Annotated in this window: 23 protein-coding genes and 1 tRNA gene; 17 read left to right on the top strand and 7 right to left on the bottom strand. The window is 44.9% G+C overall.

Translation table 11 applies throughout. From position 1 onward, the window contains the following. The coding region (locus tag ABLA76_RS03485) for a transposase (protein ID WP_348986874.1) at positions 1 to 198 on the bottom strand (198 nt) is incomplete at its 3' end. Positions 199 to 309: 111 nt separating this feature from the next. After that, positions 310 to 384: transfer RNA gene (locus tag ABLA76_RS03490), tRNA-Arg, on the bottom strand. A 184-nt stretch (positions 385 to 568) separates the two neighbouring features. On the opposite strand from ABLA76_RS03490, the gene mlaA reads away from it, so the two are divergent. Next, entirely contained in the window at positions 569 to 1,321 is a 753-nt protein-coding gene (mlaA, locus tag ABLA76_RS03495) for a phospholipid-binding lipoprotein MlaA (protein ID WP_348986875.1), read from the top strand. Between the two features lie 61 nt (positions 1,322 to 1,382). Here the strand turns inward: mlaA and fadL are convergent, their stop codons facing one another. Then, positions 1,383 to 2,741 (bottom strand): long-chain fatty acid transporter FadL, encoded by a 1,359-nt coding sequence (fadL, locus tag ABLA76_RS03500; RefSeq protein ID WP_348986876.1) that lies wholly within the window; start codon positions 2,739 to 2,741, stop codon positions 1,383 to 1,385. 369 nt (positions 2,742 to 3,110) lie between these two features. Here fadL and ABLA76_RS03505 point away from each other — a divergent pair, with 369 nt between their 5' ends. The 4 genes from ABLA76_RS03505 (at position 3,111) to sixA (ending at position 7,797) form a co-directional block, all read left to right on the top strand. After that, complete coding sequence (locus ABLA76_RS03505) at positions 3,111 to 3,407, top strand: YfcZ/YiiS family protein (RefSeq protein ID WP_348986877.1); 297 nt, start codon at positions 3,111 to 3,113, stop codon at positions 3,405 to 3,407. A 291-nt stretch (positions 3,408 to 3,698) separates the two neighbouring features. Next, a complete protein-coding gene (fadI, locus tag ABLA76_RS03510) occupies positions 3,699 to 5,009 on the top strand; it encodes an acetyl-CoA C-acyltransferase FadI (protein ID WP_348986878.1) in 1,311 nt (436 codons plus the stop codon). Further along, positions 5,009 to 7,165 (top strand): fatty acid oxidation complex subunit alpha FadJ, encoded by a 2,157-nt coding sequence (gene fadJ / locus ABLA76_RS03515; RefSeq protein ID WP_348986879.1) that lies wholly within the window; start codon positions 5,009 to 5,011, stop codon positions 7,163 to 7,165. Before fadI ends, fadJ begins: the two co-directional genes overlap by 1 nt. A 149-nt stretch (positions 7,166 to 7,314) precedes the next feature. Continuing rightward, positions 7,315 to 7,797 carry a phosphohistidine phosphatase SixA gene (gene sixA, locus ABLA76_RS03520; protein WP_348986880.1) on the top strand — a complete coding sequence of 161 codons (483 nt, stop codon included), beginning with the start codon at positions 7,315 to 7,317 and terminating at the stop codon, positions 7,795 to 7,797. Between the two features lie 46 nt (positions 7,798 to 7,843). On the opposite strand, the gene smrB is transcribed toward sixA, so the two are convergent. Continuing rightward, positions 7,844 to 8,386 (bottom strand): endonuclease SmrB, encoded by a 543-nt coding sequence (gene smrB, locus ABLA76_RS03525; RefSeq protein WP_348986881.1) that lies wholly within the window; start codon positions 8,384 to 8,386, stop codon positions 7,844 to 7,846. A gap of 182 nt (positions 8,387 to 8,568) precedes the next feature. Here smrB and hutI point away from each other — a divergent pair, with 182 nt between their 5' ends. The 11 genes from hutI (at position 8,569) to ABLA76_RS03580 (ending at position 20,832) form a co-directional block, all read left to right on the top strand. Further along, positions 8,569 to 9,825 carry an imidazolonepropionase gene (gene hutI / locus ABLA76_RS03530; RefSeq protein WP_348986882.1) on the top strand — a complete coding sequence of 419 codons (1,257 nt, stop codon included), beginning with the start codon at positions 8,569 to 8,571 and terminating at the stop codon, positions 9,823 to 9,825. A gap of 18 nt (positions 9,826 to 9,843) precedes the next feature. Continuing rightward, entirely contained in the window at positions 9,844 to 10,803 is a 960-nt protein-coding gene (gene hutG, locus ABLA76_RS03535) for a formimidoylglutamase (RefSeq protein WP_348986883.1), read from the top strand. Positions 10,804 to 10,839: 36 nt separating this feature from the next. Further along, positions 10,840 to 11,571, top strand: coding sequence for a histidine utilization repressor (gene hutC / locus ABLA76_RS03540; protein ID WP_348986884.1), 732 nt, complete (start codon positions 10,840 to 10,842; stop codon positions 11,569 to 11,571). Positions 11,572 to 11,876: 305 nt separating this feature from the next. After that, positions 11,877 to 13,571, top strand: a complete 1,695-nt coding sequence (gene hutU / locus ABLA76_RS03545; RefSeq protein WP_348986885.1) for a urocanate hydratase — start codon at positions 11,877 to 11,879, stop codon at positions 13,569 to 13,571. A gap of 14 nt (positions 13,572 to 13,585) precedes the next feature. Then, a complete protein-coding gene (gene hutH, locus ABLA76_RS03550; protein ID WP_047767039.1) occupies positions 13,586 to 15,118 on the top strand; it encodes a histidine ammonia-lyase in 1,533 nt (510 codons plus the stop codon). Positions 15,119 to 15,210: 92 nt separating this feature from the next. Further along, on the top strand, positions 15,211 to 16,569 hold the full coding sequence (locus ABLA76_RS03555) for an amino acid permease (RefSeq protein ID WP_348986886.1): 1,359 nt from the start codon (positions 15,211 to 15,213) through the stop codon (positions 16,567 to 16,569). A gap of 167 nt (positions 16,570 to 16,736) precedes the next feature. Next, entirely contained in the window at positions 16,737 to 17,672 is a 936-nt protein-coding gene (prmB, locus tag ABLA76_RS03560; RefSeq protein ID WP_348986887.1) for a 50S ribosomal protein L3 N(5)-glutamine methyltransferase, read from the top strand. 316 nt (positions 17,673 to 17,988) lie between these two features. After that, on the top strand, positions 17,989 to 19,074 hold the full coding sequence (gene aroC / locus ABLA76_RS03565) for a chorismate synthase (RefSeq protein WP_047767133.1): 1,086 nt from the start codon (positions 17,989 to 17,991) through the stop codon (positions 19,072 to 19,074). 86 nt (positions 19,075 to 19,160) lie between these two features. Beyond that, a complete protein-coding gene (locus ABLA76_RS03570; RefSeq protein ID WP_348986888.1) occupies positions 19,161 to 19,961 on the top strand; it encodes a sulfite exporter TauE/SafE family protein in 801 nt (266 codons plus the stop codon). A gap of 21 nt (positions 19,962 to 19,982) precedes the next feature. After that, entirely contained in the window at positions 19,983 to 20,534 is a 552-nt protein-coding gene (locus ABLA76_RS03575) for an elongation factor P hydroxylase (RefSeq protein WP_348986889.1), read from the top strand. Between the two features lie 22 nt (positions 20,535 to 20,556). Further along, the gene (locus ABLA76_RS03580) at positions 20,557 to 20,832 is read left to right on the top strand and encodes a YfcL family protein (RefSeq protein ID WP_348986908.1); all 276 of its coding nucleotides are present in this window, start codon (positions 20,557 to 20,559) and stop codon (positions 20,830 to 20,832) included. 310 nt (positions 20,833 to 21,142) lie between these two features. On the opposite strand, the gene mnmC is transcribed toward ABLA76_RS03580, so the two are convergent. Then, positions 21,143 to 23,191, bottom strand: a complete 2,049-nt coding sequence (gene mnmC, locus ABLA76_RS03585) for a bifunctional tRNA (5-methylaminomethyl-2-thiouridine)(34)-methyltransferase MnmD/FAD-dependent 5-carboxymethylaminomethyl-2-thiouridine(34) oxidoreductase MnmC (RefSeq protein WP_348986890.1) — start codon at positions 23,189 to 23,191, stop codon at positions 21,143 to 21,145. Positions 23,192 to 23,395: 204 nt separating this feature from the next. On the opposite strand from mnmC, the gene fabB reads away from it, so the two are divergent. Further along, positions 23,396 to 24,610 (top strand): beta-ketoacyl-ACP synthase I, encoded by a 1,215-nt coding sequence (gene fabB, locus ABLA76_RS03590; protein WP_348986891.1) that lies wholly within the window; start codon positions 23,396 to 23,398, stop codon positions 24,608 to 24,610. 38 nt (positions 24,611 to 24,648) lie between these two features. Here fabB and ABLA76_RS03595 read toward each other — a convergent pair whose 3' ends face one another. Beyond that, positions 24,649 to 26,160 (bottom strand): tripartite tricarboxylate transporter permease, encoded by a 1,512-nt coding sequence (locus ABLA76_RS03595; RefSeq protein WP_348986892.1) that lies wholly within the window; start codon positions 26,158 to 26,160, stop codon positions 24,649 to 24,651. Positions 26,161 to 26,170: 10 nt separating this feature from the next. Next, the gene (locus ABLA76_RS03600; RefSeq protein WP_348986893.1) at positions 26,171 to 26,602 is read right to left on the bottom strand and encodes a tripartite tricarboxylate transporter TctB family protein; all 432 of its coding nucleotides are present in this window, start codon (positions 26,600 to 26,602) and stop codon (positions 26,171 to 26,173) included. Positions 26,603 to 26,610: the final 8 nt, after the last annotated feature.

Here is a 26,610-nt window from a genome sequence, read left to right on the forward strand (position 1 = left end):
GTACACGGTACTCTTACTGGGAAAATCACTGGGGAGCATATCCCACTGGCAACCACTCTTGAGTAGGTATAGCAGTGCGCAAAACACGTCATACACATCGACTTTTCGGGGACGTGTGCGTTTTCGACTGCTGAGCAACAAGGGTTCAATTTCCTGAAAAACGTCTCGACTGATATCACTAATATAGGCTTTTCTCATTCCGATAGGATACAGGAAAAATAGTCACGTTTGAAAAAGATTCTGAATAGGCTGTAAGGCTTTATTTATCTGGGATTGAGAGACTTTAGTAGACGTTGAGAGAGGTTCGTTTGGCGTCCCCTGCAGGAATCGAACCTGCAACTAGCCCTTAGGAGGGGCTTGTTATATCCGTTTAACTAAGGGGACAGCGGAGCGCAGTATACCTGTTTTTCTTGTCAGAGATAAGGCATAACGAACTGTTTGCCTATATAATCACCACTCTTTTTGATTACCATTAATGAAAGATTGGCAGTATATTTTACATATTGGGTGCAATAGCTGGTATACAGCACGATAATTGATATCTAAAAATAATTATATGGAGAACAATATGAAGTATCGTCTGAGCGGGGTTGCTCTTACAGCCGTCTTACTTGTGGGATGTGCCAGTTCATCAAATACGATAGAGCAGGGGCGTTCTGATCCGCTGGAAGGGTTTAACCGTGTTATGTTCAACTTTAATTATGATGTTCTCGACCCATATGTACTGCGTCCTGTTGCTGTAGCCTGGCGTAATTATGTGCCGATGCCTGCACGAAATGGCATTGGTAATTTTATGAGCAACCTCGAAGAGCCAGCCAGTATGGTGAACAGTTTCTTGCGTGGTGATGTTCATGAAGGTGCAAAACACTTCAACCGTTTCTTTTTGAACACCTTGTTGGGAATGGGAGGGCTTATTGATGTTGCTTCCATGGCAAACCCCAAACTGGCAAAAGAAGATCCGGTGCGTTTTGGTAGCACATTGGGATACTATAACGTGGGGTATGGTCCATATACTGTTCTGCCCGGTTACGGTAGTTTTACATTGCGTGATGAAGGCGGTAACTTGGCGGATATGACTTATCCCATATTGAGTTATTTCACGGGTTGGATGTCGGTAGGCAAGTGGGTTTTCCAAGGTATAGAAACCCGTGCTCGCTTGCTGGATTCTGATGGCCTGTTAAAGAACTCTTCAGATCCTTATTTGATGATGCGCGATGCTTACTTCCAACGCCACGATTTCATGGCCAATGGCGGCATATTGGCGCCGGAAAAAAATCCTAATGCGGCAAGTATTCAAGATGAATTGGATTCTATAGATTAATTCGGACTTATAATCAAAAAAGGATAGCGGGCGCTATCCTTTTTGGGGTTACGGTATGTAGTTAGAACGTATAGTTAAAGTTTATACCATACAACCATGCGGTTCCTTTGGAATCGAATTCATATGATGAATTGAAAGGAGCAGGGGCGCCCTCTTGCAATTTTTCGCTAACATGTACTTTTTTACCACGCATATAGGAAACACCAACATCTACAGAAGCATCTTTATTGAATGCATAAGTGGTTCCTAAGCTAAACCAAAAACGATCTTGATCCGGAATGGAGATAGAACGATTTTTGGCGGGTACAGGGCTTTCATCAAAAGCGATACCGGTACGGAATGTCCAGTTATCGTCATAGTAGTAAGTTGTACCTAGTGAGATACGGTAAGCATCGCGGAAACCTTCGTGTTTGTGGAATAAGGTATTGCCGGAATCTTTATTTTTACCACGTAATTCTTTAAATTCGCTCCAGCCTGTATACAGGAAGCTATAGTGAATTGCCCATTGTGGTGCAACGCGGTTATAGCCTGAGAATTCCCACATATCCGGTAAATTCAGATCCAATGTTCCTTTGATGGTATTACCCCCAAGGCCATTTATGCCAGGAAATCCGAGCGCCGGGTTAGCAGGAATATTAGGCAGTTCATTGCTGTAATCGCCTTTTTTAAACTTCACTTTAACTTTAGAACGGTAAGTTAAGCTATAACGATTATTTTCATCAAATTGGTACAAAAGGCCTGCATTCCAACCATAACCCCAATCTTTGCCTTCCAAACGGGCACCTTCAGTAGTTGAAGGGATGCTAGCCTTAGATTTTGGGTTAATTTTGTGAATCATTCCTGTTAATGCTGGCCCGACTTCGCCCATATGACGAACGATTTCAGCATCGGCATAAATAGCATTAACACCTAAGCCAAAGCTGAATTGATTATTAAATTTGTAAGCGCCACTCAGATTAAAGTTCACAGTCTTGAGCGATGTTTTTCCACCAATGGGACCAGCAGAATAATTATTACTGAAGTTGGTAGACAAGCCAAAGTTAGAAGTCGCAGAGGCGCCAATATACCACTGATCATTAATTGGAGCGATAAAATGCAGGTTTGGGATCCATGCATGTGGTGCGATGTTTTTAGCATTTGTGCTCTGACGCGTAACAGGTGACTTCCCGGTAATATCAACATCTGGGTTGACATACACCAAACCACCAGAAAATGACGGGCGATCAAATAAGGTCATGGCCGCAGGGTTACGGCTGCCTACGGAAGCGTTGTCTGCAACAGCACCTGCCCCAGAAAATGCACGGCCTAGTCCTGATGATGAATATTCATTCAATTGAAAACCAGCAGCACCAGCGTTGGATGAGAGAATGGCAACCGCCATTGCTAATGCTGAACGTGTAAATAGGTTTTTCTGGTCCATAACCAAACCTCATTGTCTAATTATTATTAACATGCCACTCAAGTAGCTGAGAGCGCGGGATTGTAGAGTCGATTTGTCGCAATGACAACAATGACAATAATGACAAATCAGACCAGTGCACGAAGTATAGGCTTGATAATAGAATATGTTGCAAGAATGTTTTCTAAATACAACTAAAATGATTCTTAAATTGGGACTTACTTAACAAAAAACAGACAACTTACGTTAATGAAGTGTAAACGGGTTTCTGTTGACGTGGTCAGATCAATAAACAGTGAGATAAATGGCTTTAAACAGCGTAAGTGCTGGTTATCGGTAGTCAGGAAAACGTAGAATTATCAGCAAGTTTTTTAGCCGGAGTAACTTTAAATGTCTGATGCGATTAACCGCTGTAATGCCGAAGAGACGGCAGCTTGCTGCTGTGTTGATGTGGGAACTGTTATTGATAATGAAGACTGCACCGCTTCTTATCAGTGTATTTTTGCGAGTGAACAAGACGCCGAAGTCATGCTTAATATGTTGATCAAAAAGGCAAAATCAGTGGAATCTGATCCCTGTGTTATACGCCATAGTATCGAAGCGGTTGACGGTGGAATGCAATTATCTGTGGACTTTACCTTTAGCTGCCAAGCGGAAGCCCTCATCTTTCAGTTAGGCTTGCGTTAATTCACTCTGAACAATGGTTTTCTCATTGTTTTGTCATGCCAATCAGTGAGAAAATCACTTGTAATCGATTGTAAATCATTGCCTTCTCTTTGTACTCCTGTCGCACATTCTTCGTTTAAGTTGTATAAATTATAAATAGTTTAAAGTTGAGTTTGTTCTCATTTTTCGTTTATTCCTATTTGCTATTTTCCAACATTGCGTTAACAATGCATCATCAGGTCTGACCTCTTATGGGGTGAGTAAATATTTTTAATCAATTGATTTAGTTAATAATAATGATTAGGAGTTGCTATGGGTCGTTCTTCAACAAAAGTAATACCGCAAAAGGAACGTGTCGCTATTGTCAGCGGGTTGCGCATTCCTTTTGCGAAACAGGCAACTTTCTACCACGGTATTCCGGCTGTTGACTTAGGAAAGGCTGTTGTAAGCGAGCTGGTCATTAGGAGCGGTTTGTCGCCTGAGAAGATCGACCAATTGGTTTTTGGACAGGTGGTTCAAATGCCGGAAGCACCAAATATTGCAAGGGAGATTGTTCTGGGGGCAGGCTTAAGTGTAAATACTGATGCCTATAGTGTTTCCCGCGCCTGTGCGACGAGTTTTCAGGCAATTGCAAATGTGGCTGAAAGTATTATGGCAGGGACAGTCAATATAGGGATCGCCGGAGGTGCGGATTCTTCATCCGTTTTGCCCATCGGAGTGACTAAGTCACTGGCGCACACGTTAGTTGACATGAACAAAGCCAAGAGCCTCTCTCAACGATTAAAATTACTCAGCCGATTGAAACTCCGTGATTTATTGCCTGTATCCCCAGCCGTTGCTGAATATTCTACAGGGTTGAGAATGGGGGATACCGCTGAACAGATGGCAAAAACGTATCATATCAGTCGCGAAGATCAGGATGCACTTGCGCATCGCTCCCACGTATTAGCTGCTAAAGCCTGGGAGCAAGGGCGTTTGCAAAAGGAAATAATATCGGCATATTTCCCGCCATACAGTAAGACATTGGCAGAAGATAACAATATCAGAAAAAACTCCACCTTAGCTTCTTATGCCAAATTGCGCCCGGCTTTTGATCGTAAATATGGCACAGTTACCGCAGCAAACAGTACACCATTGACTGATGGTGCAGCGGCAGTAATGTTAATGCGTGAATCGGTTGCCAAAGAACTCGGTATGGTTCCATTGGGGTATTTACGCAGTTATGCATTTTCTGCCATTGATGTTTGGCAGGACATGTTACTGGGACCGTCCTATGCAACCCCGCTGGCACTGGATCGTGCGGGTATCACCCTGAATGAGCTTACTCTTATCGACATGCATGAAGCATTTGCTGCCCAAACATTAACGAATTTAAACATGTTTGCCAGTGAGAAATTTGCCCGTGAAAAGTTAGGGCGTTCTCAGGCAATAGGTGAAGTGGATATGGATAAATTCAATGTATTGGGTGGATCAATTGCTTATGGGCATCCCTTCGCGGCGACAGGCGCCAGAATGGTTACCCAGACGTTGAATGAATTGCATCGCCGTGGTGGTGGTCTTGGGTTAACAACAGCTTGTGCCGCTGGTGGTTTGGGTGCAGCAATGGTATTGGAGGTAGAATAATGGCTCAGGCTGAAAAAGAAACGGTTATGTCAGCAGCAATGCAACCGGAGCAATCAGTATTCCGTTTTTCTGTCAGGGACGACAAGGTGGGAATTATCACCATTGATGTACCCGGAGAGAAAGTCAACACACTGAAAGCTGAATTTGTTGAACAGTTCCTGATCATGTTTGAAAAAGCGCAACAAGTTTCAAGCTTGAAAGGGCTGGTTATTGTATCCGGCAAGGCAGATACCTTCATTGCTGGTGCTGATATTAGCATGATAGCTCACTGCCAATCTCAGGAAGAAGCGACAGCATTGGCTGAAAAAGGTCAAAAACTGTTTGCGCAGATTGCCAGTTATCCTTTACCGATTGTGGCCGCGATCCATGGCGCATGTTTAGGTGGTGGGCTGGAGTTGGCATTGGCTTGTCATACGCGAATCTGTTCTTTGGATGAGAAAACCCGTCTTGGTTTGCCGGAAGTTCAGCTTGGGTTATTACCCGGTTCAGGCGGAACGCAAAGATTGCCTCGTTTGATTGGTGTCAGTGCTGCGTTAGACATCATATTGACCGGCCGTCAGCTCAAGGCAAAACAGGCGCAACGGCTGGGCGTTGTGGATGACGCAGTTCCTTTAGATATCTTGCTGGATGTTGCTGTGCAGTATGTTAAAAAAGGCATCGTGAAACGTAAGCCATTGGCATGGTCACAGCGCATACTGGCAAGTGCATTAGGCAGGCCGTTGTTATTCCAGATGGTTCATAAAAAAACGCGCGAAAAAACTCGTGGCCATTATCCCGCACCAGAAAAAATCATCAATGTGATTCGTGCCGGCCTGGAAAAAGGCTCTGAGAAAGGTTTTCAGCTTGAAGCCAGGGCGTTTGGTGAACTGGCGATGACACAAGAATCAGAAGCATTGCGGAGTCTGTTTTTTGCTTCTACAACGTTGAAGAATGAAACTGGCTCTTCAGAACCGCCCGCCGAAATCAGACATGTGGGGATTTTGGGGGGCGGCCTGATGGGGGGCGGTATTGCCAATGTGACCGTGACGCGAGGGAATTTGCCTGCTCGCATTAAAGATATTAATGAAAGAGGCATTAATCAGGCCTTGAAATATACCTGGGATCTCCTTTCTAAGCGGGTAAAACAGCGTCGTTTGCAATCAAGTGAGCGTTCTCGTCAGATGTCTCTATTGACAGGAACGACCGATTACAGTGGGTTTAAGCAAGCTGATATTGTGGTTGAAGCGGTATTTGAAGATTTAGTCCTGAAACGCAAAATGGTTGCAGAGATTGAAGAGAATACAAAACCCGAAACCATTTTTGCGTCTAACACTTCTTCATTGCCAATTCATAAGATCGCTGAAGCGGCGACTCGGCCAGCGCAGGTGATCGGTCTTCACTATTTCAGTCCGGTAGACAAAATGCCGCTGGTGGAAGTTATTCCACATGAGGGAACGAGTGAAAAAACGATCGCAACGACCGTAGCGTTAGCCAAGAAACAGGGAAAAACAGCGATTGTAGTCGGGGATAAAGCGGGTTTTTATGTGAACCGAATTCTAACACCTTACATTAATGAGGCAGGTTATTGTTTATTGGAAGGTGAGCCGGTTGAACATATCGATAATGCTTTGCTGAATTTTGGTTTTCCTATTGGTCCCATCAATCTGCTGGATGAAGTTGGCATCGATGTGGGTACTAAAATCATCCCTGTTTTAGTAGAAGAATTGGGCAGTCGATTTGCGGCACCAGAGATTTTGGCTGCAATTTTGCAAGATGACCGAAAGGGCAGGAAGAATGGCCGCGGTTTCTATTTATATACGAGTAGAAAAAAATCCAAAGAAGTGGATGCTTCGATTTATTCCTTATTAAAGATCAAACCCGCGATAAAGATGTTGCCTGCTGACATTGCCCAGCGTTGTGTGATGCTCATGCTCAATGAAGCCGTGCGTTGTTTGGATGAGGGGATTATCAGAAGTCCACGTGATGGTGATATTGGTGCTGTATTTGGCATTGGGTTCCCACCGTTCCTGGGCGGGCCATTCCGTTATATTGATAAGTTTGGCAGTGACAAAGTTGTAGAAATTTTACGTCGTCTGGAGACGCAATATGGCGAAAGATTTACGCCCTGTGAGGGTTTAATTCGGATGGCAGAACAGAAAAAGAAATTTCACGTATAGCTTGAATTTCATTGGTTAAAACAGTCAGGTCGGCTCTTGTCATTAAGGGCCGATTTTTTATAGGAAATAATTAATTGTTTATTCATGGTTTGAAAAGCTAAAGTGTGGGTTATTTTGAGGCAGATTCACAATTAACTTAACGGTGGATTATGTACGTTTTTATTATGCGTCATGGTGATGCTGCTTTGAATGCCATCAGTGATGCAGCGCGGGAATTGACCTCCAGAGGATATCAAGAATCACAGCAAATGGCTCATGGGCTTTCGCAACAATCGCCTGACATCGACTGTGTTCTGGTCAGTCCTTATATCCGGGCAGAACAAACATTGAAGGCGGTACGAGAAAACCTGGTGCTTCCCGACAAGGAAGAAATACTGGCTGAGTTAACGCCATCGGGAGATGTAATGTTGGTTGCCAGCTACTTGCACGTTTTGTCAACACAAGGGTATAAATCTGTATTGATAGTTTCTCATTTACCGTTGGTCGGCTATTTGGTGTCTGAGCTTTGTCCGGGGCAAACTCCGCCGATGTTTGCGACATCCAGCATTGCTTGTGTCGAGTTGGATCACCAAACGGAAAAAGGGTGTCTGTTATGGCAAACATCCCCTGCACAATTAGCGGCGAAATCCTGACCAGACACCTTAATTTTTAGGCAATTTAATTAAATAGAAAAACAAGTTAGCGCTGCGTAAATTCATCCATCTCTACCAAAATGAGTAACGCAGCGTTCCCTCCCCACGTTTTGGGAGCTTGATGGAAGGCAATAATATCAGGATGTTGGGCAAGCCATAGCGGGGCTTGTTGTTTGAGAATATGTTTACCATGTCCATGCATAACGCAGGCACAATAGACATGCTCTCGACGGCAGGCAGCAATTAATGCCCCCATTTCTTGTTTGGCCTGTAACTGAGTCAGCCCATGTAAATCTAGGAACAGTTCAGGGGAATAATCGCCACGTCGCAATTTCTTTAATTCATAATGGCTGGCACCTTCCCGAATGTAGCGGGTCGGGCCTTCCATATCCAAATTTGGCTGGAATTCATCGGAAAAATAATAACTGGCATCAGCTTGCTCTTGCTTCAAGCGTTCAGGGGCAATACGGTTAATTTTTTTTCTCTTCGGGGGATGGGAAACCGTATCTTGTGCAATGCGCCGGGTTCCCGTGACAGACGTCCTGAATAGGCTGATGTCTTCTGTGTTTAATTGATATTTTTTCTTCATTACACGTTCATTTACTCACAACTTTTGGCAAGTGTACCTGATTTTTTGTGATTTTTCCTGATAGTTATCATTTAAAGTAACAACATGTTCACAAAATAATTTGACAATGATGTCTGGTTATAAAATAAATGTATATACAACATGAGTTCTGATACAAACAACAAAAATAACAGGATAGTACAATGTCGATTGAACTAAGAGACACTGATGTCATATGGCGCAATGCCAAACTTGCCACAATGGATCACATGGCTGGTGAAAGCAATTATGGCATGTTAGAGCAGCATGACCTTATTGTGCGGGGCGAAAAAATCTTAGCGGTTGTGCCGACAGATAGCGTACCCGCCAACCAATGTAAGGTCATTGACGCAGAGCAGCGCCTGATCACCCCTGGCTTAATCGATTGCCACACTCACTTAGTTTTTGGCGGTAATAGAGCCTCTGAGTGGGAACAGCGCTTGAATGGGGTTTCTTATGAAGAAATTAGTGCCAAAGGGGGAGGGATTAATTCGACAGTGAATGCCACCCGCAACAGTTCAGCTCAACAGTTGGAAAGTGTCTCCCAGAAACGTCTCAATGCACTGATGGCCGAAGGCGTGACAACGATTGAGATGAAATCCGGTTATGGGCTGGATCTGATAAATGAAGAGAAACAGTTAAATGTCGTGCGGGCATTGGCACAGAAAAATCCCATCGAAATTAGCCCGACATTACTTTCTGCCCATGCCGTCCCACCTGAATATAAACATGATCCTGATGCCTATATTGATTTAGTGTGTGGCTCCATCCTGCCTACTCTTTGGCAAAAACAGTTATTCGAAGCTGTAGATGTATTTTGTGAAACGGTTGGTTTCAATCTGGAACAGACCAAACGCCTTTTTGCAACCGCAAAGCGCCTGAATATCCCCGTAAAAGGTCATGTTGAGCAACTTTCCAATTTGGGCGGAAGTGAACTGGTTGCTGAATATCAAGGTTTATCAGTGGATCACATTGAGCATTTGGATGAAAAAGGAATTGAGGCTCTCAGTCGTAGTGGAACCGTGGCTGTGTTACTGCCGGGGGCATTTTACTTCCTGAGAGAAACTCAACGTCCCCCGATTGCATTATTGCGCCAATATGGCGTTCCAATGGCTATTTCGACAGATTTTAATCCCGGCACGAGTCCTTTTGCCTCTTTGCGTCTGATGATGAATATGGCTTGCGTACAATTTGGTTTGACACCGGAAGAAGTATGGCAAGGCGTGACTATTCATGCAGCTCAGGCACTGGGACGAGCGGGTAGTCACGGTCAATTAGCTGCGGGTTTTACGGCAGACTTTGTCGTTTGGGATGCCCGGGATCCGGTGGATATCTTATATGAACTGGGACATAACCCGTTGGTTTATCGTATTTATCATGGTGAAATGACGCATCGTGATGACTTAAATGGCTTTAATTAATGGTGGTGAGGGAAAAATATGAATTTATGGCATCCAACATCAGAAAATAGTTGGCAGGGGCGTAATGATCTTGCAGAAGCCAATAATGCCTTACGGATATTCCAGACAATAAAACAGCCCGCCAGTTTCTCCCCAGCCGGATTTCCCCATCACATTGCGCTATTGGGTTTTGAATGCGATGAAGGTGTTAAACTGAATCAGGGGCGTCCGGGAGCAAAACTGGGAGCAGAATATCTGCGCCAATCGCTGACAAATCTGGCGAGCTATGACGGCCATGATAGGTTAGTGGATTTGGGAAATATTCGCGCTGATTCAGGCGAACTGAGTGAAGCCCAGCAGGCGCTCAGTGATGCTGTCTATGAATGCCAGCAGCATAATATGAAAACGCTGATTTTTGGTGGTGGGCATGAAACGGCTTTTGCACATGGGATGGGAATTTACCGTGCGTTCCCGGAGCAGCGAGTTGGTATCATCAATTTTGATGCCCATTTGGATCTGCGCCATTCACCGCAGCCTACATCAGGCACTCCATTTCGGCAACTTGCGCATTACTGCCAGCAACACCAGCGTCCATTTAATTACAGTTGTGTTGGCGCCAGCCTGGCATCAAATACCCAGGCATTACTGGATGAAGCTAATCATCTTGATGTCACGATTATTTGGGATACCCACTGTGTTGAATCCATGTTGGATAAGGTACAGCAGCAATTACAAGATATCATTAATCAGGTTGATATCATTTATATGACTATCGACTTGGATGTGCTGCCAATTTGGCAAATGCCGGCCGTTTCTGCGCCTGCGGCATTGGGAGTTCCGCTGGAGCGTTTATTGCCATTGGTTCAACTCATCTGTCAGAGCAAAAAATTGCAGGCCGTGGATTTAGTGGAGCTTAACCCTTTGTATGATATTCAGGGAATGGGGGGGAAAGCGGCGGCTCGCCTTGCCTGGCAGTTGGTGCACTGGTGGAATAACTAACGGGTGGGGAGCGTAAAAAGTGAGAAGGAAGGGACAGTGACAGACGACTTACCAGATATCTATGCCAAACCGGTGCCCCTGTATGCAAAAGTCAAACAAGCGATTATTGAAAAGATCTATACAGGGAAATGGAAACCGCATGATCGGGTTCCTTCGGAAGCGGAATTAGTCAAACAATTTAGCTGTAGTCGTATGACGGCTAATCGGGCATTGAGGGAGTTAACGGCAGAAGGTTTCCTATTTCGTTTGCAGGGGGTGGGATCGTTTGTCTCTGAGCCAAAAGGACAATCTGCGTTATTTGAAATTCACAGTATTGCAGATGAAATTGCTTCCCGCTCTAACCGACATAGTTGCAAGGTGCTGAAACTCGCTGAAGTGACCGCCAATATCACTCAGGCTGTGGAGTTCAGTATTGCAGCAGGGGCACCTCTCTACCATTCCATCATTTTGCATTATGAAAATGAGATACCTGTGCAAATTGAAGATCGCTATGTCAATGTTCAGGCGGCACCGGAATATTTGAGGCAAGATTTTCGGCAACAAACCGCCCATGATTATTTATCTCAGGTAGCGCCATTAACCGAAGGGGAGCATATTGTTGAAGCTGTGGCGGGAGATGCCCTTTCTTGTCGGTTATTACAAATTGAAGCAAGCACACCTTGTTTATTAATTAGCCGCCGAACCTGGTCGAAAGCGTTTATTGTTTCCAGTGCCAGATTATTGTTTCCTGGTCATCGATATAAATTAAAAGGGCGATTTAATTCATAGTCTTCCTGTAAGTTATAAAAAATCACGCCACAAAAACCTCTTTTTCCTTATTGGGAGGGAGAGGTTTTTCATTAATCATTGTGACAATAATGTAAAATCAATGTGATATTAAACACAAAACCAGTAAAAATATCTCCCCGTTTATTACGAAATAAATCAATATCATCTTATTGATTTTTATCACGAATAGTGTTGTGCTCCGCATCATCAACTTTATCTGTGTCACATTTTTGCCTATTGAATATACATGTATATACAACTATAAAATTAACAAAATTCACAAAAATGAAATAGGAAAAAAAACCGTGACGACGCAAAATAATAAATTCAGCAACGTAACCATCCGCTCTCCCAGAGGGCCACAACTCACAGCAAAAAGCTGGCTAACCGAAGCACCACTTCGTATGCTCATGAATAATCTTGATCCCGATGTGGCGGAAAATCCCTGCGAATTGGTGGTTTATGGTGGCATTGGCCGTGCCGCCAGAAACTGGGAATGCTATGAAAAAATCGTTGAAACCTTAAAAAATCTGGACAATGACGAAACCCTGTTGGTGCAATCAGGTAAACCGGTGGGGGTGTTTAAAACACATGAAAATGCTCCGCGTGTATTAATTGCCAACTCGAATTTGGTGCCCCATTGGGCAACATGGGAACATTTTAACGAACTGGATGCCAAAGGGCTGGCTATGTATGGTCAGATGACCGCCGGTAGCTGGATTTACATTGGAAGTCAGGGCATTGTACAGGGAACTTACGAAACGTTTGTCGAAGCAGGCCGCCAACACTACAACGGCAACTTGACCGGCCGCTGGATATTGACGGCAGGCCTGGGGGGGATGGGAGGAGCACAGCCACTGGCTGCAACATTGGCTGGTGCCTCTTCATTAACCATAGAGTGCCAACAAAGCCGCCTTGATTTTCGTTTGCGTACCAAATATGTGGATGAACAGGCCGTTGATCTGGATGATGCTTTGGCGCGTATTGAGCGTTATACCCGGGAAGGTAAAGCAATCTCAATCGCATTATGTGGTAATGCTTCAGAAATCTTACCTGAGTTAGTACGCCGTGGTGTACGTCCTGATATGGTGACAGACCAAACCAGCTCCCATGATCCATTACATGGTTATTTGCCAGCTGGTTGGACATGGGACGAATATTGTCGTCGTGCTGAAAGTGAGCCAGAAGTGGTTATCCGGGCGGCAAAAGCGTCAATGGCCGCACATGTTGAAGCCATGCTGGCTTTCCAGAAACAAGGTGTGCCTACCTTCGATTATGGCAATAATATCCGCCAAATGGCGAAAGAATCGGGTGTTGAAAACGCCTTTGATTTTCCCGGATTTGTTCCTGCTTACATTCGCCCTCTGTTCTGTCGCGGTATCGGACCTTTCCGTTGGGCGGCACTTTCCGGTGATCCTGAGGATATTTATAAAACCGATGCCAAGGTAAAAGAGCTGCTGCCGAATGATGACCATTTACACCGCTGGCTAGATATGGCGAGAGCGCGCATCAGTTTTCAGGGCTTGCCTGCCCGTATTTGTTGGGTGGGATTGGGCGATCGCGCCAAATTAGGCTTGGCATTCAATGAAATGGTTCGCCGTGGGGAGCTTTCTGCACCAATCGTCATTGGTCGTGACCATCTGGATTCCGGCTCGGTCGCCAGCCCTAATCGTGAAACTGAAGCCATGCAAGATGGTTCTGACGCAGTGTCTGACTGGCCATTGCTGAATGCCTTACTGAATACAGCCAGTGGTGCGACGTGGGTTTCCTTGCATCATGGCGGTGGCGTTGGTATGGGATTCTCTCAGCATTCCGGCATGGTCATTGTTTGTGATGGAACGGATGAAGCGGCTGCACGCATTGCCCGCGTCTTACACAATGATCCGGCAACCGGCGTTATGCGCCATGCGGATGCGGGCTATGAATTGGCTATCCAGTGTGCGAAAGAACAGGGACTAAACCTGCCAATGTTAAACCTGCCAGTGGCTGATGCAAAATAAGGAGCGTTGTTAAAATGAAAAACATTACTATTCATCCGGGAAAAATGACACTTGAAGAACTACGTCATGTTTATCAGCACCCTGTTCAGATTCGTCTGGACGAACAGTGCGTTCCGGCCATTGAGAGCAGTGTCGCTTGTGTGAATCGCATTATCAGTGAAAATAAAACCGCGTATGGTATCAATACCGGTTTTGGCTTGCTGGCGAATACCCGTATTGCAGAGCAGGATTTAGAAGAGTTGCAGCGTTCTATCGTGTTGTCACATGCGGCGGGCGTGGGTGAGCCTCTGCCGGATGAAATTGTCCGATTGATTATGGTGTTGAAAATTAATAGCCTTGCCCGTGGTTATTCCGGCATTCGTCCGGCTGTGATTCAGGGATTGATTGCCCTGGTCAACGCTGAAGTGTATCCCTGTATTCCAGGCAAAGGTTCAGTAGGGGCGTCCGGTGATCTGGCACCATTAGCGCATATGAGCTTGTTATTGTTGGGAGAAGGGCAGGCCCGTTATCGTGGCGAATGGCTCCCGGCAAAAGTGGCGCTGGAAAAAGCAGGGCTTGAGCCGATGTGTCTTGTCGCAAAAGAAGGATTGGCACTGCTCAACGGTACACAAGTTTCGACCGCCTTTGCCTTAAAAGGGCTATTTGCCGCCGACGATTTACTCGCATCAGCGATTGTTTGTGGCACCTTGTCTGTTGAAGCTGCTCTTGGCTCCCGTAAACCTTTTGATGCTCGTATTCATGAAGTCCGTGGACAGAAAGGTCAGATTGATGTGGCCGCCCTTTACCGTCTGGTATTGGAAGAACAAAGTGAGATTTCTGCCTCTCATCAAAACTGCCCGAAAGTTCAGGATCCTTATTCGTTGCGTTGCCAGCCACAGGTGATGGGCGCCTGTTTAACCCAAATCCGCCATGCGGCTGATGTCATTATGGTTGAAGCCAATGCCGTTTCTGATAATCCCCTGGTCTTTACCGAAGAAGATGAGGTGATTTCTGGTGGTAATTTCCATGCTGAACCGGTTGCTATGGCAGCGGATAATCTGGCTATTGCTTTGGCAGAAATCGGTTCATTGTCAGAACGCCGCATTGCTTTGCTGATGGACAGCAATATGTCGCAGTTACCGCCATTCTTGGTCGAAAACAGCGGAGTTAACTCCGGTTTCATGATTGCGCAGGTGACGGCGGCGGCGCTGGCAAGTGAGAACAAGGCACTGGCACATCCTTCGAGTGTCGATAGTCTGCCAACGTCTGCCAATCAAGAAGATCACGTTTCAATGGCACCTGCCGCAGGCCGTCGCTTATGGGAAATGGCAGATAATGTGCGTGGTATTTTAGCGATAGAATGGTTGACGGCTTGCCAGGGCATAGATTTTCGTCATGGTTTGGAAAGTAGTCAGATATTGGAAAAAGCCCGCCATATTCTCCGCGATAAAGTTGCACATTATGATAAAGACCGCTTTTTCGCCCCGGATATTGATGTAGCAATCCAGTTGTTGGCCGAGCAGCAACTTTCTGCCTTGTTGCCTGCCGGAAGTATCTTAGAAAATTAAGTAAAAACACATCGTATAAGGCCGGATTTTATCCGGCCTTATCGTAGTATTTATCTTTTCCAATCTAATAATAAAAGACACAAGGATAAATCATGCAAAGCATCTCACAACTCAAGCGAGGGTTGAGCGTTCGCCACATTCGATTTATGGCACTGGGTTCGGCAATTGGTACAGGTCTTTTCTATGGTTCGGCAGGTGCCATTAAAGCCGCAGGGCCAGCGGTATTGCTGGCTTATGCAATGGGGGGGGCCGCCGTTTTTATGGTCATGCGGGCTTTGGGGGAAATGGCGGTTCATCGCTCTGCACCAGGCTCTTTCTCTTACTATGCCACCCATTACTTAGGGCCATTGGCGGGTTTTCTGACCGGATGGACTTATGTCTTTGAAATGCTGGTTGTTTGTCTTGCTGATGTCACCGCATTTGGTATCTACATGAAGCTCTGGTTTCCCCATGTTGACCAGTGGATTTGGGTACTTGGCATTGTCTTTTTTATTGGTGCCATCAACCTGTGTAATGTCAAAGTATTTGGTGAAATGGAATTTTGGCTGTCTATCATCAAGGTTGTTGCAATTATCGCTATGATCGTCGGCGGTTTTGCCATCATGATGTATGGGTTTGGTCAGGCGTCTAAGCATGCCACAGGCCTGTCGAACTTATGGGATCATGGCGGATTTATGCCAAACGGCCTCGCGGGAGTCATTGCTTCGCTCACCGTCGTTATGTTTGCTTTTGGTGGTATTGAAGTCATCGGCATTACTGCCAGTGAAGCTAAAAACCCGGAAAAATCCATTCCGCGTGCAATTAATGCGGTTCCGTTGCGTATCTTACTGTTCTATGTCCTTACGCTGTTTGTTTTGATGTGCATTTATCCGTGGAATCAAGTGGGACAAAATGGCAGCCCGTTTGTCCAGATATTTTCCAGTCTGGGCATTGATTCCGCCGCCAATATTTTAAATGTTGTCGTCATTACCGCCGCCATTTCCGCGATTAACAGTGATATTTTTGGCGCAGGACGGATGATGTATGGCATGGCACAAGAAAAACAGGCACCTGCCTCGTTTACTCAACTGACTAAAAACGGTGTACCGTGGGTAACAGTGCTGGTGATGTCAGGGATCTTGCTGGTGGGCGTGCTTTTAAATTATTTATTGCCGGAAAAAATTTTTATCATCATTGCGTCTATTGCAACATTTGCAACCGTCTGGGTATGGCTGATGATTTTGCTGTCACAATATATCATGCGTCGAAAAATGCCGGCAGAAGAGGCCAGACAGCTCAAATTCCCCGTGCCTTTCTGGCCTGTCGCACCGGCTTTGACTATTGCTTTTATGGCCTTTGTTATTGCGGTATTAGGTTATTTCCCCAATACCCGCATCGCCTTGTACGTTGGGATAGTATGGATAGCATTATTGACCATAAGCTATTACCTATGGGTGAAAAAGAATAAATAATCACCAGATAACCTAAACATGCCACCCTGCCTGTGTAGGGTGGTTTCGTATTATCACTCTCCTTTTCAATTCCTAAGATAATTCATCTATTCAGAAAGCTGATTTGTGTCCGGGAACGTGGCAAACTAACGAGTTGATATATCTTTTTTGTTGTTTGGAGGTGTTTTTTGGATAAGATTTTAGTCGATGAGGCTGTTGCAGAGCTGCGTACCATTTTAGATATGTTGCGTTGGTCTACCAGCCGTTTTAGCGAATCGGATATCTATTGTGGACATACGGCATGTAATCCGTGGGATGAGGCTCTGCAATTAGTTCTCCCTTCATTGCGTTTGCCTATGGATGTTCCTGATTCAATGATGGCTTCCCGCCTGACATCAACAGAGCGCCAACGCATCGTGGAACTTGTCTTGCGTCGTATTAATGAACGTGTTCCTGTTGCTTATTTGATAAATCGCGCTTGGTTCTGTGGTCATGAATTTTATGTCGATGAGCGAGTTTTGATTCCACGTTCACTGATTAGAGATGTGATTGAAAACCATTTTGAAGGATTTATCTCACGTCAGCCATCGACAATTTTGGATCTTTGTACAGGAAGCGGTTGTATTGCAATTGCTTGTGCCCATGCCTTCCCAGAAGCCGAAGTTGATGCTGTTGATATTTCTCCCGATGCTTTGGAAGTTGCAGAAATAAATATAGAGAATCATAAGCTTTCTCACCGTGTCATCCCGATTCGTTCAAATCTATTTCATGATATACCATCGATGAAATACGACATCATTGTGACTAATCCTCCTTATGTCGATGAAGAAGATATGAGTGATTTTCCTCAGGAATACGATCATGAACCTGAATTAGCCTTGGCAGCAGGTATTGACGGGTTGGATTTGGTTCGTCGTATTCTGGCAACTGCCCCGGATTTCCTTTCAGAAGAGGGAATACTGGTATGTGAAGTAGGTAACAGTATGGTACACCTGATTGAGCAATACCCGGAAGTACCCTTCAAATGGCTGACATTCGAACATGATTATGGTGATGGTGTTTTCGTACTGACTCGTCAGCAGCTTGTTGAATATCACGAATATTTCCAGCCATTCAAAGACTGATATTTTTTTCATTCATCTAATGGTTAAAACGGCTATTTCATATAAATTGTATCTATACCAGTCCAACTTCAGGATGCGTGTTATATGTCCCCGCGCAGCGGGGAAATATAAGGCTCCGCGTCGTCTTGCGGATTATAACTTGACGTTTATCGCGTATATATCCAGTGGATTTCGAGTCGTAGCTGGCAATATTGTTGCTCGAAAAAGTAAGGATAAAAGGCAAATAAAATTACTGAAATAAGATAGGTTTTAATCATTGGGTGAGTTATTGTTATTCGATCTCATTGGTAACGCAAATAATGATGGCAGGGTAGGAATGGCAGGAAATAGTATTGGGCAGTTTTTTCGTGTCACCACATTTGGTGAATCTCACGGGATCGCACTGGGATGCATTGTCGATGGTGTTCCACCGGGCATTGCTATCACAGAAGCTGACTTACAAATCGACCTGGACAGGCGTCGTCCGGGAACGTCCCGTTATACGACACAACGTCGTGAACCCGATCAAGTTCGCATTCTTTCCGGTGTTTTTAACGGCGTGACAACAGGCACCAGCATTGGTCTGATGATTGAGAACACCGATCAGCGTTCACAAGATTACAGTGCAATTAACGATGTTTTCCGTCCGGGCCATGCTGACTATACCTACGAACAGAAATACGGGTTGCGTGATTACCGTGGCGGGGGGCGTTCATCTGCCCGTGAAACCGCCATGCGCGTTGCAGCAGGGGCAATTGCTAAAAAATATCTGTTGGAAAAACACGGCATTCTTATTCGTGCTTGCCTCACTCAGATGGGCGATATTCATTGTGAACTGAAAGATTGGGAGCAGGTTGAACAGAACCCTTTTTTCTGTCCGGATGCAAGTAAGCTAACTCAGCTTGATGAATTACTCCGCACATTGAAAAAAGAGGGGAATTCTATCGGTGCGAAAGTCAGTGTAATTGCTGAAAACGTACCGGCCGGATTGGGAGAGCCGGTTTTTGACCGTTTGGATGCAGACATCGCTCATGCTTTGATGAGCATTAACGCGGTCAAAGGTGTTGAAATTGGTGATGGTTTCGGTGTGATCAATTTACGTGGCAGCGAAAACCGCGATGAAATGACGACGCAGGGGTTTACCAGTAATCATGCTGGCGGCATTTTAGGCGGAATTAGCAGTAGTCAGCCAATTATTGCACATATCGCGTTGAAACCGACATCCAGCATTATGGTGCCAGGCAGGACTATCAATCGTCAGGGAGAGGAAGTGGATATGGTAACTCGTGGCCGCCACGATCCTTGTGTTGGTATTCGTGCCGTACCTATCGCAGAAGCCATGATGGCGATTGTGCTGATGGATCACTTACTGCGCCAGCGGGCACAGTGTGCTGATGTGATACCATCGCTTCCGCGCTGGTAATTCGGGAAGAGGCGCCTGATATCCACTTCGGTTGGTGCTGAAAGGTATCATGAGAATAGGCAAGCAGTTTTCTGGTGAAATGCATAATGGAATGGTCATTATTGGGACCGGAAATTTACGGTTTTCTCTTTTTGGTTGCGATGGTGGCGGGGTTTATCGATTCTATTGCAGGAGGCGGTGGATTATTAACCATTCCTGCGTTGCTATCGATGGGGGTTTCTCCTGTCCAGGCACTGGCAACAAGTAAGTTACAGGCTATAGGCAGCTCTTTCTCGGCCAGCCTTTATTTTATCCGCCGTGGTGTAGTGGATTTGCGTTCCCAGCGTTTTGCTATCTTCATGACGATAATTGGCGCGATGTTGGGAGCTTTGCTGGTTCAATTTGTGTCACCGGATTTTCTGCGTTATTTATTGCCGGCATTAGTGATTATTATCGGCCTTTATTTCCTCTTAGTACCAAATATTGGAGCAGAAGATAGGCAACATCGTCTTGGCCCAATGGCATTTGGTTGCCTTGCCGGATGTGGTATTGGCTTCTACGATGGCGTGTTTGGGCCGGGAACGGGATCGTTTTTCGCACTCTCTTATGTCATGCTTTGTGGCTACAATTTGGCGAAAGCGACGGCCCATGCCAAGGTACTGAACTTGGCATCTAACATCGGAGCCTTGGGATTCTTTGTGCTTGGTGGACAGATCTTATGGCTGGCGGGCGTTGTGATGTTGGTAGGCCAGATAATCGGCGCGCGATTAGGGGCGAGTTTGGTGTTGAGCAAAGGGAAGAAACTCATTCGCCCGCTGTTGGTGACAATTTCCTTTTTGATGAGCATCAAACTTCTTTATGATCAGCACGGAGATACCATCCGTTCTTGGCTGGCATTTTATTTTTGATTTAGGATCTGGCATTAATACATGACCGCACATCATTATCAACAACTGATTGAAATTTTTGATAATTGCTTTAGCAATGACTATAACACCCGTCTGATAAAAGGTGATGGTGAGCCGATTTATCGGCCTGTAGATGATGAAGTTAACTATAACCGGATAGTGTTTGCCCACGGTTTTTACGCCAGTGGATTACATGAAATTTCTCATTGGTGCATTGCGGGTGAAGAGCGTCGCAAACTGATCGATTTTGGTTATTGGTATTGCCCTGATGGGCGTGATGCTCAAACTCAGGGAGAGTTTGAAAAAGTGGAGATTAAACCACAGTCGCTGGAGTGGTTATTCTGTGTAGCGGCGGGATTTCCCTTTAATGTCAGTTGTGACAACCTTGAAGGCGATTTTGAGCCGGATCGCCTTACTTTTCAGCGAAAAGTGCATGCGCAAGTCATGCAATACCTTGAAAATGGGATACCAGCACGAGCTGCACGCTTTATTCAGGGTCTGCAATCGTTTTACAATACGCCACCATTAAAAGCAGAGCATTTTCCTTACCCGGAAGATCTCTTTGCTAACTGAAATTGATTTTGAGGAAAAAATGATGCTCGCAGAGTTTGAAACACGTATTCTGGCGCAAATTGATGATAAGGTTGAACATGCCAGTGATGACGACTTATTTGCTGGTGGTTACCTCCGCGGGCACCTGACATTAGCTGTTGCTGAATTAGAGGAAGAAGGCGCGAATACGATTGAACAGCTCCATCAACGTGTTGAAGAAAGCATCCACAAAGCCATTAAAGTGGGAGAACTGACTCCCCCTGATCAGGTTTTGGTTTTGGCAACTTGGCAAAAACTGCTGGATGGTGCAAAAGACTAATTACTTGATATAGAAATAACTTTATTTAGGGCTATGCATATAGCCCTTTATTTTTTGCTTGAATTGAGTAACTCTCCATCTTCAATTACAAAAATATTTGTAGTGCATCATCAATAATGAGAGTAAAGAGTGATAATTAAATCTTTATTGATCGTTTTATAGTAAATATAACGCGCATCTTGAAGTTGGATTGGTATATACATCAAAAAATATCAACTTTAAATGAGGAGCTACCCAATAAATAGTTGCCCGAACCGGAGCTTGCATCAGACATAATTTTTCCATGCCTGATGCAACAGAATAAACGGCTTCAAGGTTTTTCTGTTCTTACTGCTTTGCCGCGTAATAGCTTCCTAACCCAAAAGCGATTTGGGTGTGAAGCCGCTAATGTCTCGTCATCAAGCGGCAGAGGTTCACCGAAAATTTGGCTAGCTAATAATTCTGCACTTAACGGAGCGGAACATAATCCCCGTGAACCCAACGCACCAAGAATAAATAAGTCTGGGTAACAAGGAGATTCTTCAATCATTTTATTAGTGTTTATTTGCAGAGATAAATTTGCATATTTATCCATAAGTTCACTGAAAGCAGGAACATTCCCGACCATTGGCATATGATCTCGAATGACACAGCGGATACCCTGGCGAGACTTCTCTTCTGAAATGTCAACTTCCTGTGGCCAATCAACATCCGGGAAACATTTTAATAAACGATCTCGGTTTTCTTGTTGCTCGATAGAAGAATACAGTGTATCCAACTGATTACGTTGATAACTGGCACCGATACAGTGATATTGGTTATTAGGATTAACAGGCGTCATGTAGCCATCGTAACACAGTACACTTTTCAATTGGCTCAGGCTATCTGTAGTTGGAATATGGCTAACTTGACCGCGAACAGCGGTTACAGGGAGTTTTTTAGTCTGTTCAAATTGTGGCAGACAGTGACCATTGGCAATAATGACAACGTTGTGATCCTTGCATTGCAGGTTTTCCTTATGTTCAATCTGCAATTGCCAGCCATTTTCACTCTGAATGAGCTGAGTTATTTTATGATTAACATAAACCTGCATTCCACGTTGTTCAGCCAGTTTAATTACTGCTTGAGTCAGTTGTGCGGGGTATAACCAACCTCCTTGTGGATAGTGAATGCCATCATAATTAACATCTATTCCACTGGCATGGCTTAATTGGTTACGGTTCATACCGAGGGCTATTTCTTCTGGCCACGTTGTCCGTAGCATTTTGCTAATTTTCTTCGCGCTTTTTTCATCATAAGCTAGTTGGCTGACACCACACCATTGATGGTCAAACGATACATTTTCGTCAATTAATTGATCGTACTGACGGCGGGCAAAAGTAAATGCTGATGTAAAGAAGCGTTCTAATGGATCGGCATTACCATTCAGTAAGGGATAAATGGCTCCTTGTTGATTGCCGGATGCATTTTGGGCCGGTTGTGCATCCTGGCAATATAGTGTGACTTTGGCACCACGGCGCACTAGGGCAAGTGCAGTAAGTGCGCTGGCAATACCCCCACCAATGATGGCAATATCATCGGTACAGGTAGCGGCTTTGCGAGAAAACCAGGGTTCATAAGGTAAGCGAAGTGGGCCACCTGATGAAGATAGCGTACCGGTCAACATCTCTCTTTTACGCCCAAAACCTTTAACCTTAGTGACATTAAAGCCTGCGGCTTGCAATCCTCGGCGGACTATGCCAGCGGAGGTAAAGGTGGCAAACGTACCCTCAGGACGACAAAATTTTGCCATTGCAGCGAACAACTGTTCACTCCACATTTGTGGATTTTTTGCTGGCGCAAAACCATCTAAAAACCAGGCATCCACTTTCTCTGTCAGGCCTGAACTTATTTTCGGTAATAGATCATTTACATCCCCAAACCAAAGATCCAGGGTGATAGCGCCATTATCCAGAATTAATCTATGGCAGCCCGCCAGTGCTAAGGGCCATTGTTGGCATAATTGCGCAGAAAATGCCTTAAATTCTGGCCAACGCCGGTGTGCTGTTTTCAGGTCAGATGGTTTTAATGGGTATTTTTCAAAACTGATATAATGCAGCCGTTTTAATACAGATTCAGGATATTGTTGTTTAAAATGGGAGAAAGCTCGCCAAAGTGTCAGGAAATTCAATCCAGTACCGAATCCCGTTTCTGCAATAACACATTCTGGACGGGAGTGTGTATTAAAACGTTGAGGAAAATGATTACCTTTCAAAAATACATATAATGTTTCTTCCAAGCCATCTTGATTTGAAAAATAAACATCATCAAACTGCTCTGAAATGGGGGTGCCCTGTTCATTCCAGCTTAGGGTTGCGTTGCTGATAGCGCTGCTTTTCACAATAATGCCTGTACTGTTGATAACAATAATAGGTGGATTTTAACGGTCTTCGTTTAGTTGCACCACCCATGACAAAGCTTTAACGTTGAGTCAAGATCAATTTTTCTTTGAATTTTTAACCTGATCGGACTTGTTCAGCTTACAAGTGTAAGCTAAAGTGCAGGTGAATAAATCCCGCAGGTAAACATATTGATGAGGTAAGTAATGAAACGTGCAGTAATCACCGGTCTGGGTATTGTTTCCAGTATTGGTAATAACCAGAAAGAGGTGTTGGAATCTCTGAAAGAGGGCCGTTCCGGGATAACTTTCTCAGAAAAATTTAAAGAAATGGGCATGCGCAGCCATGTTTGGGGAAATGTAAAACTGGATACTGCTGGTTTGATTGACCGCAAAACTTTACGTTTCATGAGTGACGCATCGATTTATGCTTATCTGGCAATGGATGAGGCAATTAAAGATTCCGGCCTGTCCGATGAACAAGTTTCTAACCTGCGTACTGGATTAGTTGTCGGTTCAGGAGGAGGCTCTCCCTATAACCAAGTCGCAGGTTCAGATGGTATGCGTGCCCGTGGATTGCGTGGCGTTGGGCCTTATATGGTCACACGGGCAATGGCTTCCGGTGTATCAGCGTGTTTGGCAACACCGTTTAAGATCAAGGGAGTCAACTACTCCATCAGTTCTGCCTGCTCAACTTCTGCACACTGTATCGGCCATGCCGTTGAATTAATCCAACTCGGTAAGCAGGATATTATTTTTGCCGGCGGTGGTGAAGAATTAAGCTGGGAAATGGCTTGTGAATTTGATGCAATGGGAGCACTTTCCACTAAATATAATGAAACACCGGAACAAGCCTCCCGTACTTATGATCAGAACCGCGATGGCTTCGTGATCGCGGGTGGTGGCGGTATTGTGGTTGTTGAAGAATTAGAGCACGCCTTAGCCCGTGGTGCGCATATTTATGCTGAAATTATCGGTTACGGGGCAAATTCAGATGGCGCAGATATGGTCGCTCCTTCTGGAGAAGGCGCTGTGCGTTGTATGAAGATAGCATTAGATGGTGTTGAAGGTGGAATCGATTACATCAATACCCACGGAACTTCGACACCAGTTGGTGATTTGAAAGAGTTGGAAGCCATTAGAGAGGTTTTTGGCGACAATACACCTGCCATTTCCGCCACTAAAGCGATGACAGGGCATTCATTGGGTGCAGCAGGTGCTCATGAAGCGATTTATAGCCTGTTGATGTTGGAGCATGGCATTATTGCACCAAGCATTAATATTGAAGACCTGGATGAAAAAGCACAGGGCATGAATATTATTACTGAACCTACCGAACGCGAGCTAAGGACAGTGATGTCCAATAGCTTCGGGTTCGGTGGTACAAATGCATCCCTGGTGATGCGCAAGTATTCAAACTGATTTTTTAAGTAATAAAAAATTTACAGCCAATCCATTGATTATGTGGATTGGCTATTTTTATTGCGGCGTTTATTAATGATGCGCAGAATGGGCGGAATAACAATGACCAATACCGCCAGAATCAGCAAAACTTGTGTGATAGTACTACTCCATAAGATCTCAAAATCTCCATTGCTGATTGAAAGTGCCCGTCGTAGGTTTTGTTCCAGCATTTCGCCTAAGACGAAACCTAAAATCAGTGGTGACATTGGGAAATTCATTTTTCGCAGTATGTAGCCGAAAACACCTAACCCGACCATCAACATAAGGTCAAAAGTGGTACTGTGGATGGCATATACTCCCACGGCGGAAACGATGGCTATTGAAGGAACCAAGAACCACATTGGGATACTCAACATACGGGTAAATAGCCCAATCATCGGGATGTTCATGATCAGTAACAAAATATTGGCGATCAACAAAGCAGCAATAAGCCCCCAGACAATATCAGGTTGTTCGGTGAACATGGTAGGACCGGGAGTGATGTTATAAAGTGTCAAAGCGCCCAGCATCACAGCGGTTGTACCTGAACCGGGGACACCGAGAGTCAGCATAGGAATAAATGAACCACAGGCTGATGCGTTATTGGCGGCCTCCGGTGCAGCGACACCGCGGATATCACCTTTACCAAATGAATCACTGTTACCACTGATCCGTTTTTCTGTCATGTAGGTTATTGCACTAGCGATTGTCGCCCCTGCACCGGGTAATATTCCCACAAAAAAGCCAATCACTGATGAGCGTAAGGTTGGTCCTGCACACGCTGCCGCTTCTTTCCGATTGAATAGCAAACGCCCTGTCTGGCGAATGACTTTTTGCCCCGCAGAAGTACTCTCCAGCATCAATAAAATTTCACTGACGGAAAATAGCCCAATGACGACAACAATAAATTGAATACCATCGGAGAGGTGCACGTTATTAAAGGTGAAACGATAAACGCCGGTATTAGCATCAACGCCCACGGTTGCTAAGGCCAAACCGATTAAGGCGGCAAGGAGTGATTTTATGGGATTTTGACTCATCATGCTGCCGAGGCAAGCAATGGCAAATACCATGAGTGCAAAGTATTCAGCAGGCCCGAATGCTAAAGACCACTGTGCTAAAAGTGGAGCAAATAAAATGATACCCATGATAGCCAAAAGTGAGCCACAAAACGAACTCACAGCAGAGATAGAGAGTGCAACCCCCGCGCGTCCCTGTTTTGCCATAGGGTAACCATCAAGCGTTGTCATAATGGCAGCGGCATCTCCCGGTACATTTAGTAATATTGAAGAGATACGGCCGCCATACTCACAACCAATGTAGACAGTTGCCAATAAAATCAGCGCAGATTCAGCGGGTAATTTTAACGCAAAAGCCAATGGCAGCAAAATAGCCACCCCATTTATGGGACCAAGACCAGGCAGTAACCCAACAACAGTCCCGATAAAACAGCCGATTAATGCAATGACCAGGTTTTTAGGTACTAATGCGACTTCAAAACCATGGAGCAGATATATCCAAGTATCCATTGTTGTCTCCTTAGCTGAACCAACTGCCGACGGGCAGGGTGACCTCTAACAAACGGTCAAAGGCAAAAAAGAGCGAAATACCGAGAAATACACCAGAAAAAATCGCTGTAAGGAGCGTGGCGTTAAAGAGTCGTGCCACACTGATAGTCAATAACGTGGTTGCGAGTGGAAAACCTAACCACTCAAATGACCATGCATAAATGGTTAGTGTGGCAATCAACAAAACTAAGCGACGTAACACGTGTGGTGTCGGCCAGTAAACAGGGTCAGGTTTTTTAAACAGCAACAGTAAAGCACAGAGTGCCATCAATGAAATAATAGCAATTGGAAATGGACGAGGACCCAGAGGTTCATAGCTATATTCACTATGGATACCCCATCCAGTCACCAACCCGATTCCACATAGCACCAGCCATACAGTAGCAAAGATACGATCGCTCATGATGCTAT

Source organism: Xenorhabdus sp. SGI240 (assembly GCF_040081915.1).
GTDB classification, from domain to species: domain Bacteria; phylum Pseudomonadota; class Gammaproteobacteria; order Enterobacterales; family Enterobacteriaceae; genus Xenorhabdus; species Xenorhabdus bakwenae.